This window comes from Streptomyces sp. NPDC104313 (genome assembly GCF_055583985.1).
Genome location: NZ_JBVJMW010000025.1, coordinates 1 through 14,822 on the forward strand (window position 1 = coordinate 1; position 14,822 = coordinate 14,822).

Here is a 14,822-nt window from a genome sequence, read left to right on the forward strand (position 1 = left end):
GGGGTGTCGAGGACCACCTGGTAGGGGGTGCCGGAATGGTCGGGGAATACCGTGCGCAGGCTTTCATGGCGTTCGAGCAGGTCCGCCAGAGCAGCACCGAGCGCCCTGCGGTCGAGGCGTCCGGTGAGACGGACAGCCAAGGGGATGTTGTATGTGGGGCTGGGGCCCTCGAGCTGATTGAGGAACCACAGGCGCCGCTGCGCATAGGACAACGGAACGCTGTCCGGACGGGACATCGGGACCAGTTTCGGCCGAACCTCGGCACGCTCCTCACCTGAACCCAAACGTGCGGCAAGCCCCACGACGGTGGGGGTCTCGAAAAGGGTCCGCAGCGGGACCTCGATGCTCAGATCAGTACGGATGCGGCTGGTGAGGCGGGTGGCGAGGAGGGAATGGCCGCCGAGCTCGAAGAAGTTGTCGTCGATCCCGACCCGGGCAAGCCCCAGCACCTCCGCGAACAGAGCCGCAAGGACCTCCTCACGCGGAGTACGGGGTGCCCGGTCACCGACACTCACGCCGAAGTCGGGGACGGGCAGGGCCTTGCGGTCGAGCTTCCCGTTCACGGTCAACGGCAGCCCGTCCAGCACCACCACAGCCGCCGGGACCATATAGTCCGGAAGTCCGGTTGCCGCTTCGCGCCGAAGGTGGGCGGAGTCAAGCCCGGTGCCGGAAGTGGGCACGACGTAGCCGACGAGCCGCTTGTCACCGGGCCGGTCCGTGCGCACCACGACAGCAGCCTGCGCGACACCCGGCAAAGCGGCCAGCACCGCCTCGACCTCACCGAGCTCGATACGGAAACCACGGATCTTGACCTGGTCATCGGCCCGACCGACATACTCGAGCCGGCCCCGGGCATTCCAACGGACCAAATCACCGGAACGGTACATACGAGTCCCGGCAACACCGAACGGATCAGCGACAAACCGCTCCGAAGTCAACCCCGGACGACCCAGATACCCACGCGCCAGACCCGCACCCGCCACATACAACTCACCAACCGCACCCATCGGCACCAGCCGCAAACCCGCATCAAGAACATACAGGCGCAGGTCGGGGATGCCGCGCCCGATGGGGCTGGTGGTGGAGGCGGCGGCAGCCTGGTCAAGGGTGGTATGGGTGACGTGGACGGTAGTTTCGGTGATGCCGTACATGTTCACCAGGACCGGCGCGTTGTCCGGGTGCCGGTCATACCAACCCGTGAGGCGGCTGGGGTCGAGGGCCTCACCGCCGAAGATGACATGGCGCAGGGCCAGGCCGTGGCCGGCTGTGGGATCTTCCTCGTCGGCCTGGGCGAGCTGGTAGAACGCCGACGGCGTCTGGTTGAGCACAGTGACTCGCTCGCGTTCCAGGAGCTGGAGGAACTCCTGGGGTGTCCGGGTGGTGGCATAGGGGACGACGACGAGGCGGCCACCGCGCAGGAGGGGCCCCCAGATCTCCCAGACGGAGAAGTCGAAGGCGTAGGAGTGGAAGAGCGTCCACACATCGTCGGCGCCGAACCCGAACCAGTTATCGGTGGCATCCAGCAGGCGCAGCACATTGGCGTGCGGGACGAGGACCCCCTTGGGCCTGCCGGTGGAGCCGGAGGTGTAGATCACATAGGCAGTGTTGTCCGGGGCCAGCGGTGCGATGCGTTCCGTGTCCGTGACGTTTGCCGCCGTATGTCCCGCCAGCGTCTCCACCACGGCCGTACTGTCGAGCAGCACGGCCGGTGTGCTGGTGGCGGGAAGCTCAGCGGCAATCGCGGTAGTAGTCACCAGACGTACGGGGCGTGCGTCGCTGAGGGTGTAGGCGAGGCGTTCGGCAGGGTAGTCGGCGTCCAACGGTACGTATGCGGCACCGGCTTTGAGAACCCCGAGAACACCCACGACAAGATCCAGCGAGCGGGGCAGGGCCAGGGCCACCACCTGCTCGGGACCCACCCCCTCGCTGATCAGCAGACGTGCCAGTTGATTGGCGCGTCCGTTCAGTTCGCCATAGGTGAGCTGCTCGTTGCCGCAGGACAGGGCCACCGCGTCCGGGGCCTGTGCCACCTGGGCCTCGAACACCTTAGGTAGGCAACCGGGCACGGTCTCAGGGCCCGGCTGATTCCACTCGACCAGCAGATCCCGGCGCTCCTGCACCGAGAGCACATCCACTCGCCCCACCCGCGACTCCGGATCCTCCACCACCGCCCGCAACACCGCAAGGAACCGGGAGGCGATGTCCTCGGTGGCCTTCCGGTCGAACACATCGGTTCGATAGGCAAGCTTGAGCTCGATCTCACGGCCGGGCACGATGGCGAGGGTCATCGGGTAATGAGTGATTCCGTCGCCGTACGCGGTGAAGGACTCGATGCCCAGGTCGTCGACAGCATCGACGAATCCCTCGGGGTTGAGAGGGTAGTTCTCGAAGACCGTCGTGGTGTCGAAAAGTTCACCGAAGCCGGCCGTCCGTTGAATCTCGGCCAGGTTGAGGTATCCGTGGTCGAGCAGTTCTGCCTGCTCGTGTTGTACCCGTGCCAGAAAGCCGATCAGCGGCTCCGACGCGTCGAGCTGGACACGGACAGGGACAGTGTTGACGAAGAGGCCCACCATGGACTCCACACCCGGGAGCTCCGGAGGCCGCCCGGACACCGTCGCACCGAAGACGACGTCGTCGCGGCCGGTCAGCGAGCCGAGCAGCAGCGCCCAAGCGCCCTGGACCAGGGTGTTCATCGTCAGGCCACGACTGCGTGTCAACTCCACTAATCGCGTGGTCAGTTCCTCCGGAATCACACGTGTGACCTGCGCGGGTGCCTCAGTCGCGCGTATCAGCTCACCGGGTGCCAGGCGGCACGGCTCCTCCAGGCCGGCCAGCGCCTTGGCCCACGCCGCATTCGACTCCTCGCGGTCCTGGCCCGCCAGCCACGACAGGTACTCCTTGTAGGGCGCCGCTTGCGACAGTCCCGCACGGTCTTCATCCGCACCCTCACCGTCCGCACCGTACAGCGCGAACAGGTCACGCATGAACACGGACATCGACCAGCCGTCGAGCAGGATGTGATGGAAGGTGAGGACGAGGCTGAAGCGGTCGTCATCCAGGCGGGCCAGGGCGAACCGGAGCAGCGGGGGCCGCTTCATATCAAAGCGTCGCGATGCCTCTTCCTTGACCAGACGCTCCAGTTCCACCGACCGGACATCAGGCGTGAAGCCGCGCAAGTCCGCTTCCCGCCACGGCAGTTCCACCGAGTCCGGGATGACCTGGACGGGCTGACCGCCGCCCCGTACGACGAAGCCCGCGGACAGATTCGGGTAACGCCCCAGCAGCGACCGACCGGCGGCCCGCAGGCGCTCCGCGTCCACCTCACCCTCCAGCTCGAGAGCCAACTGCACCACATACACATCCGGACCCCGCTCGTCGTACAGAGCATGGAACAACAGCCCCTCCTGCAACGGAGACAGAGGCAAGATGTCAAGAAATCCCCGCTGCATTACCAATACCCCTCTTAGTTACCTTGGTCTATTGCTGAGTTCGGAACTCGAACACGCCACTGCCTGTTGGGGCAGATGGGTGACATCGCTGTCAGAAACCGCGGCAAGGCGCGGATACCGAGAAAGACGCGGCCGCCGACAAGGCGTCGGGCTACGAGATGGGGACGGCTGCCGGCAGAGAGCAAACGCTTGACGGCTCCCTGTCCGACGGGGCTAGGGAACCCGCCTGGTTCCGATCACAAGCGCCTCGTTCCGCTCAGAGCAGCAACTGCTGGGTAATCTCGTCCATTTCCCCCTGGCTGAGGGAGACCAGGCCAAGGTCGGAGGGGCTGCGTCCGCCCGCCTGCGGGTCGTCCGCGTGTGCGGCGAGGGTGTTCAGCGCGGCGATCCAGGCCTCGCCGAGCTCCCGGACGTCATCCTCCGTGAGCAGCTCGCGCGGCCAGGTGCAGCTGATCGTCAACCGCAACCCGTCCTCATCGTCCTGAGTGACGGCATTGATGCTGAGGGCGTGTCGCAGCGGCGTCGACCCGGCACCGACCATCTCTTCGATCCCCTCAGCCGGGGCCCAGTCCGTGTCCACGCGAGCCAGGGAGGAGCCGAGGCGCCGGAACGTTACTTGGCGAGTGGGCAGTTGGGCCAGCCTGTTCCCGGTATGCGGGTTGAGGTGGCGCAGCATGCCGTAACCGATGCCGTGGTCGGGCAGCGCCCTGAGCTGCTCCTTGATCTGCTTCAGTACGTCGCCGACGGACCGGCCGCCGTCGCCGCTCGTATCGAGGCGTACGGGGTGGATGCTGGTGAACCAGCCCACGGTGCGGGAGAGTTCGACGCCATCGGTGATCTCCTGACGGCCGTGACCCTCCAGATCCACCAGCAGCGACCGGCCATTCCCCTCACCTCGGGCACCCCGCCATTGGGCGAAGGCCAGCGCCAGGCCAGTCAGCAGCACATCGTCGGCATCGCAGAAGTACAGAGACGGCACGCGGCTCAGCAGGGGCTCGGCCTCCGCGGCAGACAGCGTCCACGACATGGTGGCCGAGGTGCCACGGGTGTCGCGTACCGGGTCCAGCCTCCGTCCTCCCATGAGAGGTTCGGGCCGCTGAAGAAGCCGGATCCAGGCCGGCAACTCCTTGAGCCGGGCGGGGTTCTGTGCCTCCTCGGTGAGGAGGTGGGCCCACCGGCGAAACGGTGTCCCGACCGGCGGAAGTACGACGGACCGGCCTGCGGCCACCGCGCCCCAAGCCGTCGCGAAATCGGGCAGGAGAATGTGCCAGGAGGCACCGTCGACCACCAGATGATGCACCACCAGCAGAAGCCGCCCCGGCCGGTTCGCACCCGCATCGAACCAGACAGCACGGACCATCACACCCGCACCCGGGTTCAGGAGTGCCTGGGCCTCACGCAGTGCGGCAGTCACCGCCGCTCTCAGCGCCGAGGCATCCATGCAGGAAACATCGACCCGCTCCAGACGCTCTATCACCCGCACCGTGCCGGGCTCATCGATTTCCAGCGCCCGGTCACCAACCACACCGCTCAGTCGCGCACGCAGCACATCATGATGGTCCAGGACCGCCTGCAGCACCTCGGCCAGCCGGCCGAGGCCAGCATCAGCGGGAACACGCACGAGCACCGACTGCTGGAACTTGTCGAAGTCAGCACCGTCCACATCGAAGGCGTGCATGACCGGAGTCAACGGCACCACACCCACACCGTCACCGGCCGGACAGGGGACCCCCACCGACTCCACCTCACGCGCGACCCGAGCCAGCTCCGCCACCGACGCACTGCGGAACACTTCCCGGCGGGTGATTTCCAGGCCCGCTTCACGCGCTCGACTTACCAGCTGCATCGCCATGATGCTGTCGCCACCGAGATCGAAGAAGCGACCGCCTCCGTCGACCTGGGGCAGTCCCAGGATGTCCGCGACCAGGCCGCACAGAACCTCTTCCCGAGGCGCGTGATATGAGCCCTCACCTGCCATTGGCGATTCTCCCAGATCAAATCTCCGCGCTGGGGATCGTGGTTCACGTTTCGAGAACCAGCACCCGGCGCGCCAAAAATATCGAACCAAGATCCCCCGGATGCTCACGCTAGGTATGCGAGAGAGGTTCTGTAAATGAGTCGACCGGTGTGATTCGAGGCCCTCTCCTCCTGTCGGATGAGGCCCTTCGGGGCATGGGCGTCATCCCTTGGAGGGAGCGTGGAGGCGCTCGCGCGGGTCGTCAGCGCCGACTGGACCCGATAAAAAAGAACTGGGGTTTGATTATCTGCCCCACCCCATGAACGCGTTGTGTAAGCCTCAGAGAGGTGATAGTGGCCGCAGTTCCCAAAGCGCATCCGCCGCAGCCTCATCCGATCGGTGGAGCAATGGCTGAAACGGCCTCCCCCATCAGTCTGTTCATCCGTTCTCTGGCTCCGCGAGAGGGTTTACTGAACCCTTGTCTGCGCGTAGCGTGTCTCCATAAGCATCCGTCCAGTAGACGCATGGAGATGAAGATGACAAACCCTTTCGAGAACGAGGATTCCCTTTACCTGGTTCTGCGGAACGAAGAGGATCAGTACTCTCTCTGGCCCGCCACCAATGAAGTGCCGGCAGGCTGGGCCATGGCGAAGCCGGCGGACAGCCGGAGCGCATGCCTCGATTTCGTTGAGAGCCACTGGGCAGACATGCGGCCGAGGAGCCTGTCGGTGGCGATGGATGCCGCCATCCTGCAGTAGATCGTCCGGGACCGACGCTGCCAGCAGCCTGATTTTGACGAACTCAGGTCGCGTTCCGATACCTCCGTTCCGCAGATCGCATCTGGGGTACCAGGAATGTGCCTCCTTTGGATGCCCAGGTCCTTCGCGACATGAGCGACCGGACCGCGCCACGACGCCATAAATTCAATTCAGCAGAGAGGTAACGAAAGAGTCGTGTGCCTGTAGCTTGAAAGGGCGCCGCACGAGGTTGGCTTCGTATGCGTAGATGACCGCATGGATACGATCGCGGAGATTTAGTTTGCCGAGAACGCCCTGTACGTGTGACTTGACTGTGGATTCGGCCACTTTAAGGTAAGTCGCAATTTCCGGATTCGATAGCCCTTGGATCATGAGCTCAAATACCCGAAGTTCACGCTTGGTTAAATTCTGTACGCGCTCCCCAGCCTGCCCCCTAGCCCCCTTAACGCTGACTAATGCTCGCGCCAAATTGCCAGCCAAATCGCTACGCACCGGCAGATATCCTGCTGCGGTTACGCGGATGCCAGCGACGAGTTCGTCCGAACTCATGCGGCGGTCGAGCACGATACACCGGTCGATGCGCAAAAACTCGATGTCTTGGCTGTCCAGCGAAGAAAGCAGGGCGATGAGGTGGGTGGGCTTGGCACCCTTGGGCTGCCCCGCAAGCATTTCAGCAAGCGCCATCGTATCGCAGGAAAGCGCGCGTTCGCTGCATAGGATTATATCAGGCCTCAAGGACTTAATTGCCGATTCCGCTGCCGATAAGGATGACACATCTCCGACAACTAAAAGCCCCCTATGGCTTCCAAGTAAGGCGGCCATCCCGGCACATTCTAATTCGTCTCCACAGACCAAAAGAATGCCGATATTTTTCTGCTGGCCCACTCGTTCTCCCGTGCGATCGCTAGGATAAAGCTCCTCGATAACATCTCGCATGCTACATTCACCTTGCATGTCTGTATGTGACGCGGATCACTCATAGAGTTCGTAAACGCGATTATGAACGGGTCTTCATTGAGGCACCGGTAACAGATGAGGCAGCAGGCAAAGGAGACAAAGGCGTCGTGGAGTTCGGTTCGGCGTTCCCAGTGGACGGCAAGTCGTTTGAGGTGGTGGAGCAGGGCGAAGGTCTGCTCCACCAAGTAGCGGAGTTTGCCCAGGCCCTTGATGTTCGGCCGGCCCTTGTGTGAGATGACGGGCATGATCCGGCGCTTGCGCAGTGCGTCGCGGTTCGGGTTGGAGTCGTAGCCCTTGTCGCCGAGGAGGGCCTCGGGCCTTCGGCGAGGTCGTCCGGGTCGCCCTTCGACGGGTGGGACGCCGTCGACCACGGCGAGGGTCTGGGTTTGAGCAGGGTGCCGCGCCCGTCGCAGATTGGCCTCGCCGTTTCGGTTGCCGTGACGGTCTGCTGACTGTCGTCAACTCGTGGGTGTCCCGGGGTTGTTTCCCTTGTGTGGGCATGCGGGGGTGCCGACGCGGGGGTCGGAGTCTCCGAGGTCTTTCGGATTGAGGCGGTCGGGACAGCTGTCCGTCAGAAGACTGGGCGGGGCAGGGCGGCGAGGCGGTGGAAGGCGGTGGCGGGTTCGTTTCGCCAGGGCCGGGTTTCGGAGATCCTCAAGCAGGCGGCGGGTGAGGCGGGCGGCGACGCGCAGGAGCCGGTAGCGGAGCTTCTTGGGTTCGGCGGGGGCGAGGTCGCCGTCCAGTAGCAGGGTGCGGGTTCAGGCGAGCAGGTCGATCGCGGCCAGGTACGGCTCCAGCCAGGCCGCGTTCACCGTGAAGCGCCAGGAGGGAAAGCGGCCGAAGCCGGTGTCCTTGCCGCAGCGGATGTGGTCCTCGACGGTGGCGTGTCCGCGGTGCCGGACCTCCAGATGCTTGAGGGAACCGCCGCCGTCATGGCAGGTTTCGGTGAGGAACACCGGTGGCGCATGCCTTCGTCCTGGTCGAAGAGCGAGAGCTGGGCGCCGGGATGAGGGCGTTCACGACGCACGATCAGGCGGGTGCCGTCCGGGTGGCCGGGCAGATCGACCAGGCCGGTCAGCTCGGCGACCTGTGCCCCCTGACGCAAGGAGCCGTCCTGGTCGAGAGCGCGAATCCCCTGGAGCGGATCAACCGGGAGATCAAACGTCGCACCGACGTCGTCCAGGCCTTCCCCAACCCCGCCGCCCTGGAATGGCTCGTCACCGCCGTGCTCGCCGAGATGCATGACGAATGGACCCCCTTCCCCCGCCGCTACCTCTCCGAGGGCAGCATGGCCGACATCTACACCGGTGAACACACCGAGAACACCACCCCCGAGCTTCCCGACACCCCGAACACCACCCCCAGTTGATCGGCTACACCACGTGGAGGGGCACGATCCAGCGCTGTCCGCGTCGTCGTGAAATTCGACTGCCACCAGAACGCGAGGTGCGGTGCCGGGATTTCGGTGCGCATGCTCCGGAGACACCGCCGTCGTCGAATCCGACGGCAGTGCGCGGCGCGTCAGTCGGCCGTTCCTGGCTCCACGACCCACGGGCAGCGCTGCCCGGTGATGCCGACGATCATGTCGTAGTCGGCGTCGTGGTGGAGGACGACTTCATCGCTCCGCTCGGCGGTCGCGGCAACCAGCAGGTCCGGGAGGGACAGTGCACGGTGAAATCCACGCTCGATGGCAGCGCGCTGAACCTCAAGGGCGCGATCAAAGACCCAGTCGTCGCCATAGAGATAATCAAAGCCCCGTAGCCGCTCCGCGACGACAGGGGCCTCACTCTTGCCGCGAATGCTGTACATGAGTTCGTACTCGACGGCGGGGCAGATCGCCAGCAGTCCTCGTTCGTCGAGCGGATCGAGAACGGCGGCGACCAGGGGCAGGTGCCGGCGTGCGAGGGCGGATTCGTCGACCAGGAACGGAGCGCTCACTCAGACTGTCCTCTCGTCCCGGTCAGGGTCCGTCACCTTCGTCTTCTCGACGATCTCACCGAAATCAAGCTCGCCCGATTTGACGGCGTCGATGAACTGCTGACGGAGACGGCGCTTCACCGCATCCTCCGCAGCCGCACGCACGGCGGCCGCCTAGCTCTTTGTGCCGTAGATCTCCTTGGCCTGCGCAACCATTTCGTCATCAAGAACGATCATTGTCCGGGACATTCGCGACTCTCCTCACCAGGATAAACGACACCAAACATTTCCACGGAATGGTGTCATTCTGATGGGAGGCGTTACTGCGGAAGGCGGGGGAGCGGGCGATCGTCAGCCTTGCGGTTTTCGGCGGCTGGATCCCGGCTGGATCAGCACCAGCACTCCGCCGCTTCCGCAGGTCAAAATCTGGTGCCGGCGTTCCGCTTCCACGTCTGAGTGGGTGAAATAACACCACGTCGATGACGTGGCAAACGTACAGTTCAGAAGAGGTCGACTCCGCCGGGGGTCGGTCCCTTGCTGTTTCGCGTACGAGGTCGTGTCGGGGCTACGAAGTGCAGGACATCCGGCCGCCTCCTTCCTCGGAGCCGATGGCGGCCGGGGTGAGGGATGTCGCGCCCGTCACCGCCGAGAGGTCGCGGCGGTTCGATATCGACAGCTTTCGGTAGACCCTGCTCAGGTGCATCTCCACCGTGCGGCGGGTGACGTACCTGCGGTTGGCGATCTCCTTGTTGGTAAGGCCCTCGGCCGCGAGCAGTGCGGTGCGGTGCTCGGCCGGGGTGAGAGACCCCAGGCCTATTTCGGTGTCGCGGCGCGGTCTCGCGCCCGCCTCCGCCAGATCCTGACCCAGCTCGCGGACGAGCATGTGAGCGCCGCACTTCTCGGCCATTCCCATGGCCGCGCGCAGATACTCCCGGGCCAGCCGGGCCTTGCTGGTGCGCAGCAGTTCGCGGCCCAGGTCGCGCAGGGCGCGGGCCTCCTCGAGGGCGGCGCCCGACTCCCGGAGGACCCCAACCGCTTCGCCGAGGAGCGCTGCCCGCTGGTCGCCACGGGCGAGCAGGCCGAGCACCCGCAGAGCTCTGCCGATGGCGTGCGGCGCACCCCAGCCGCGCGCCTGGTCGAGCTCCTCCCTGACCAGCCGCTCGGCGTCGGCGTGGTTGCCGAGCTGTGCATGGGTGAGGGCGGCTTCGGAGCGCCAGGGGTATACCGCGGGGTTCGACCAGCCCCGCATCTGTAACTGACGGCCGCACTCCTCCAGGTCGGCCAGGCCAGCTTCGGCCCGGCCCACCGCGACCTGAAGCCGCCCGCGGTGGAACAGCAGCCCGGGAAGCAGTACGTCGGGGGTGTGGGGCCGGTCGTCGAGGAGCAGCCGCTGGGCTCCCTTGAGGTCTCCGGATTCGAGGAGGGTGGCGCCCAGCCAGCAGCGGGCCAGCGCGGATCCCAGCCACTGGCGGCCCGGGCCGTACTCCAGCGCCTCGCGCGCCGCGTCCTCGGCCTCCTGGATGCGGCCAATCCGAAAGGCGCACTCCGCGAGCACCGCGCGGGCCAGCGCCGCCACGCTGCCCGAGCCCTCCGCCGTCGCCTCGCAGAGGATCGCGCCGCACGCTTTCGCCGCCTCCTCGTGTTCACCCGCACGCGACAGCACCAGGACAAGGACGAGACGTACGCCGGCGTGCGCGTTGACGGATTCGACCGGTTCACTCAGTCCGAGCCGGGCATGCCGCACCGCCTCCTCACGCCGCTCGCCGCTCCATTGCGCGCATACGGCCGCCAAGGCGGCCTGGGCACGCCGGACCCAGGGTGTGGCGGAGGCCTCCGGGGGGACCGTTGCCCGCATCCGCGGTGCGCTCCTGCCATTGAGCAGGGTGAGCAGGTCGCGTACGGCGGAGATGCCGGCGCATAACTCCTTGTCCGCGGAGGCATCTTCGAAATTCGTCACCTCGTCCTCCACGGTCCGTAGGGCTTCCGCGATGTCACCGGTCAGCCCGATCGCCTGGGCCAGGTCGACGAGGGCGACGGCCCGCCGTTCGTCAGGCTCGTGAGCGTGGTCCAGGGTGCGGTGGAACACGGCGACCGCAGCAGCGGGGTTCTCGGCGAGTTCGACGTGCCCGAGCCGCCGCAGCAGCCCCTGTTCCTCTCTCGGGCTGCACTCGTCCAAGCCGCGTTCCAAACAGGTCCTGGCCTTCTTCAGGTCGCCTTCGGCGAGTGCGGTGTCGGCCGCGTCGACGAGCAGCCTGCAGGACCAGGGTTCGGCCACCGGCTCGGCACGGAGCAGGTGGGCGGTGATCTCGTCGCGGGAAGCGGCCATGCTGTGCAGCACTCTGGCGGCCTCGGCGTGCAGCCGGGCGCGCTCACTGGGGGGCATCACGGTGAGGAACGACATCCGGATCATCGTCCGGCTGAATCCGATGCCCTCCGGGGTCTCGTCCAGGACGCCGCAGCGGACGAGTGCGTGGAGCTCGTCGGCGGCCGACCCACTGGTGACACCGACGAATTCGGCGACCACCTGCGGGGATTCGACACGGTTCATAACGGCGATGATGTCGAGGGTCCGGCCGACCGCGGGGAAGCGCTCCTCGAACCGGGCGACGAACATCTCCGCGACCTCCGCCGAACCGATCTCGGCGATGCGCCCGGTGGACAGGTCGGCCGAGGCGACGCCGCAGCGTCGCATTTCGCGCAGGAGGGCCCGTACCAGCCGGGGGTTGCCGCCCGTGGCCTCGTGAGAGGCGCGGGCGAACTCCATGTTCATGGGTTCGCCGAAGGCGGATGCCAGCAGATAGCCGACGCTGTCGGTGTTCAGGCCCTGCAGCACCTCGCGCCGGTGGAACTCGGAAGCCACCCCGGCCAAGGACGTCGTACCGGCGGGCCGCTGATCGGCGTCCTTCACCTCGAAGTGGTCCCACGCCAGGGTCGCGACGAGGGCGACCGGCTGCCCTTCGAGGCTGTTCATGAAGCGGCCGAGCCAGTGCAGCGAGTACGGATCGGCCCACTGAAGGTCGTCCACGACCAGCAGCAGCGGAGCCCGCGCGGTGAGTTCCGCGACGAGACGGTGCACGGGGGCCGGGGCCGCCCCCGCCTCTTCCGCCGCGTGTGCGGGGGCGGCACGTGCGGCGGAAGAGGCGGGGATGGCGCCATTGGGAAGCCGGTCGCGGACCTGATCCAACAGGCCGTACCGAAGCTCCCGTTCGGACTGCCGCGCGCGGGCGAAGATCACCTCGAATCCCCTGCTCCGGGCGGCCCGCAGCGTGGCGCGCACCAGATGGGACTTGCCGACGCCGATACCGCCTTCCAGGAGAAGGCTGGCTCCCATTCCGGAAGCCGCAGAGACCAGAGCCCTTTCAAGGGCGGACAGTTCGAAATCTCGGCTGAGCAAAGCAGCACTTCCTCGCCTCGTAGCCGGGCTGACCCGGCGCACCCGAACGTTGACCCGCGATCAGGTACCGTCCACGCCCCCGCTCCGGGTCCGCCACTGCTCGGTGGCCACCCCCGCAAGGACCAGTTGGACCACGTCCTCCGCGAGCGTGGCCGTGACGGGCAGGTGTGCGAAGAGCACCCGGTAGTACGCGGTCGAGGCCAGCATGTCCAGGAGCAGGTCGATGTCGGCGTCGGCCCGGATGTCCCCCCGTCGGATCCCGCGCCGCAGGGCCTCGGCCGTGGAGGCTCGGCGCGGGTGGAAGAATTTGTCGAGGAACGCCGATTCGAGCTCCGGGTCGTCGGCGAGGTCCGCGACCAGGGCGGGCAGCGTGCGCCGCCCCACGGTGGTGGTGAACGCCTGGCTAAGGGTGCCGATCCCGGCGATGAGGTCGCAGTGCGTGCACCCGGTGTCCGGAGTGGGCTGGGTTCCGATCGTCGTGGCGATAGCGTCCACGACGAGATGCTGACGGGACTGCCAGCGGCGGCGCAGGGCCGGCTTACTCGTACCGGCACGCGCGGCGACCGCCTCAAGCGTCAGATTGGCGTAACCCTTCTCGCTGAGGATCTCCATCACTGCGTTGGGCACGGCCGCGTCGATGCGTTCGTCCCGCGGTCTTCCGGAGCGTTGCCTGGCGGGCGGTCTCGTGTTGGCCGGGGTGCCGTTCGGGGTGTTCACCATCGCACCAGTATAGGTATGCTTCCGTTCCGTTCCACAATGGAACGGAAATATATTGCGAGGAGTGACCACCATGTCCCAGCACGTCGACGAGGCAACGGAAGGACCCGGCGGACCCGGCGCATCACCGGCCGCCACGGAACCGAAGCAGGCGGAGAGCGTCTTCGCCGGCCCATACCGGGCACTCACGCTGGGTGTCATCCTGTCGGTCGGCATGGTCGCGTTCGAGTCACTCGGCGTGGCCACCGTCCTGCCCGACATCGCCCGCGATCTGGATGGCCTGGGGGCCTACGGCTGGGGCCTGTCCGCACTCATGCTCGCCAACATCATCGGCACCGTCCTCGCGGGCAGGTCCGCCGACCGGGTCGGCCCGTGGCGTGCGGCGATAGTGGGCATGGGCGTCTTCGCGGTGGGCTGCGCGGTGGCGGGAGTCGCCACCTCCTGGCCGCTGTTCCTGCTGGGCCGGTTCACTCAGGGCCTCGGCGTCGGCGCCGTCATGGCCATGGCATACACGGTGATCGGGCTGGCGTATCCCCAGCACCTGCGGGCCCGCATGTTCGCACTGCTCTCGTCCGCGTGGACGATCCCCTCGCTCATCGGACCGGTCATCGCCGGCACGCTCGCCGATGCCACCTCTTGGCGTGCGGTCTTCCTGCTCATGCTGCCGCTCATCGCGATCGCCGTCATCCTGACCCTTCCTGGACTGCGCAAGCTCAACCGTCCTCAGGATGCCGCTGCCGCCCCGGCAGACACCACCGAACTGCCCTGGTGGAAGGGACCGCTGGCCAGCGCCGTCCTGCTCACCGCGGGCACCGGCCTCCTCCTCCAGGCCCTGTTGCTGAAGAACTTCGCACTGCTCGTCCCGCTCGCCCTGCTGGGTGTGGCCATCGCCGTTCCCGCGCTGCGTCAAGTGACGCCGAAGGGCACCCTCAGCGCCCGCCCGGGACTCGGCGCGGGCATCGTGATCCGCGGCCTCCTCTGCGGCGTCTACTTCGGCAGTGAGGCGTTCCTGCCTCTCGGTCTCCAGGAACTGCACGGGGTGAGCGCCGCCCAGGCCGGTCTCGGACTGTCCGCGGGTGCGATCACCTGGGTGGTGGGCTCGGCCCTGCAGGCGAAACGAGACGGCAAGCACCAGGGCAGCCGCACCGGCAGCGTCACCTTCGGTTTCCTCGTCCTGTTGGCCGGTGTCGCGATCATCACCCTGGCCGTCCTCGTCGAGTCCGTCCCGTCCTGGATCGCCGTGGTGGGCTGGGGAGTCGGCGGCATCGGCATGGGCGTCGCGTTCAACGCCGCGACCGCCGACACCCTGGAGCAGGCACCCGCCGAACGGCAGGGCGAGGTCAGCGGAGCACTGCAGCTCGCACAGACCCTCGCCACCGGCCTGATCGCAGGTCTGGGCGGGGCGGCCATCGCCATCGCACAGCACTACGACGCCGACATCCGCACCGCCCTGTTCGGCGTCTTCGCCCTCACCGGGCTCCTCGCCCTCAGCGGTGTCCTCCTCGCCCGGCGCCTGCGCCCCTCGTCCACCGCCCACAGCTCCCAGTAGTCGGCCCTGAGCGTTCCGACCGGCCGTCAGCATCGCTGCGCGCCCCGCACCTGGACTCTGCCGGGGCGGGGCGGGACCGCTGAGCCCGCCCCGCCCCGGCACCGCAACGGACGCCCGGGCACAC

At 66.8% G+C, this 14,822-nt stretch carries 9 protein-coding genes and 2 pseudogenes; 4 read left to right on the forward strand and 7 right to left on the reverse strand.

Features of this window, described 5'->3' with window-relative positions; all coding sequences use genetic code 11:
- Together ACZ60Q_RS34435 and ACZ60Q_RS34440 are read right to left on the reverse strand one after the other, a co-directional pair.
- Window positions 1–3,395 (reverse strand): non-ribosomal peptide synthetase (locus ACZ60Q_RS34435; protein WP_469641505.1); only part of this gene is annotated, 3,395 nt, incomplete at its 3' end.
- A 310-nt stretch (window positions 3,396–3,705) separates the two neighbouring features.
- On the reverse strand, window positions 3,706–5,427 hold the full coding sequence (locus ACZ60Q_RS34440) for a condensation domain-containing protein (protein WP_469641506.1): 1,722 nt from the start codon (window positions 5,425–5,427) through the stop codon (window positions 3,706–3,708).
- Window positions 5,428–5,930: 503 nt separating this feature from the next.
- Between ACZ60Q_RS34440 and ACZ60Q_RS34445 the strand changes: the two genes are divergently transcribed.
- Entirely contained in the window at window positions 5,931–6,164 is a 234-nt protein-coding gene (locus ACZ60Q_RS34445; protein ID WP_469641507.1) for an MbtH family protein, read from the forward strand.
- Between the two features lie 165 nt (window positions 6,165–6,329).
- On the opposite strand, the gene ACZ60Q_RS34450 is transcribed toward ACZ60Q_RS34445, so the two are convergent.
- Entirely contained in the window at window positions 6,330–7,100 is a 771-nt protein-coding gene (locus ACZ60Q_RS34450) for a response regulator transcription factor (protein WP_469641508.1), read from the reverse strand.
- A 26-nt stretch (window positions 7,101–7,126) separates the two neighbouring features.
- Here ACZ60Q_RS34450 and ACZ60Q_RS34455 point away from each other — a divergent pair, with 26 nt between their 5' ends.
- Window positions 7,127–7,354 (forward strand): hypothetical protein, encoded by a 228-nt coding sequence (locus tag ACZ60Q_RS34455; protein ID WP_469641509.1) that lies wholly within the window; start codon window positions 7,127–7,129, stop codon window positions 7,352–7,354.
- Window positions 7,355–7,692: 338 nt separating this feature from the next.
- Here the strand turns inward: ACZ60Q_RS34455 and ACZ60Q_RS34460 are convergent.
- Window positions 7,693–8,253 (reverse strand): annotated as a pseudogene (locus tag ACZ60Q_RS34460) (transposase); the annotation flags it as partial.
- Here ACZ60Q_RS34460 and ACZ60Q_RS34465 point away from each other — a divergent pair.
- Window positions 8,245–8,490, forward strand: a pseudogene (locus tag ACZ60Q_RS34465) (transposase); the annotation flags it as partial. The pseudogenes ACZ60Q_RS34460 and ACZ60Q_RS34465 overlap by 9 nt on opposite strands.
- 152 nt (window positions 8,491–8,642) lie before the next feature.
- On the opposite strand, the gene ACZ60Q_RS34470 reads toward ACZ60Q_RS34465, so the two are convergent.
- The 3 genes from ACZ60Q_RS34470 to ACZ60Q_RS34480 all read right to left on the reverse strand — a co-directional run bounded on the left by ACZ60Q_RS34470 (window position 8,643) and on the right by ACZ60Q_RS34480 (window position 13,152).
- A complete protein-coding gene (locus ACZ60Q_RS34470; protein WP_469641510.1) occupies window positions 8,643–9,059 on the reverse strand; it encodes a PIN domain-containing protein in 417 nt (138 codons plus the stop codon).
- 544 nt (window positions 9,060–9,603) lie between these two features.
- The gene (locus ACZ60Q_RS34475; RefSeq protein ID WP_469641511.1) at window positions 9,604–12,474 is read right to left on the reverse strand and encodes an AAA family ATPase; all 2,871 of its coding nucleotides are present in this window, start codon (window positions 12,472–12,474) and stop codon (window positions 9,604–9,606) included.
- Between the two features lie 18 nt (window positions 12,475–12,492).
- Window positions 12,493–13,152 (reverse strand): TetR/AcrR family transcriptional regulator, encoded by a 660-nt coding sequence (locus ACZ60Q_RS34480; protein WP_469641512.1) that lies wholly within the window; start codon window positions 13,150–13,152, stop codon window positions 12,493–12,495.
- A 70-nt stretch (window positions 13,153–13,222) separates the two neighbouring features.
- On the opposite strand from ACZ60Q_RS34480, the gene ACZ60Q_RS34485 reads away from it, so the two are divergent.
- On the forward strand, window positions 13,223–14,698 hold the full coding sequence (locus ACZ60Q_RS34485) for an MFS transporter (protein WP_469641513.1): 1,476 nt from the start codon (window positions 13,223–13,225) through the stop codon (window positions 14,696–14,698).
- The last annotated feature ends 124 nt before the right edge of the window (window positions 14,699–14,822 follow it).

Excerpts from the sequence above, each read along its gene's own strand:
- ACZ60Q_RS34440 (WP_469641506.1), bottom strand. The coding sequence starts at position 5,427 with ATGGCAGGTGAGGGCTCATATCACGCGCCTCGGGAAGAGGTTCTGTGC.
- ACZ60Q_RS34445 (WP_469641507.1), top strand. The coding sequence starts at position 5,931 with ATGGAGATGAAGATGACAAACCCTTTCGAGAACGAGGATTCCCTTTAC.
- ACZ60Q_RS34450 (WP_469641508.1), bottom strand. The coding sequence starts at position 7,100 with ATGCGAGATGTTATCGAGGAGCTTTATCCTAGCGATCGCACGGGAGAA.
- ACZ60Q_RS34480 (WP_469641512.1), bottom strand. The coding sequence starts at position 13,152 with ATGGTGAACACCCCGAACGGCACCCCGGCCAACACGAGACCGCCCGCC.
- ACZ60Q_RS34485 (WP_469641513.1), top strand. The coding sequence starts at position 13,223 with ATGTCCCAGCACGTCGACGAGGCAACGGAAGGACCCGGCGGACCCGGC.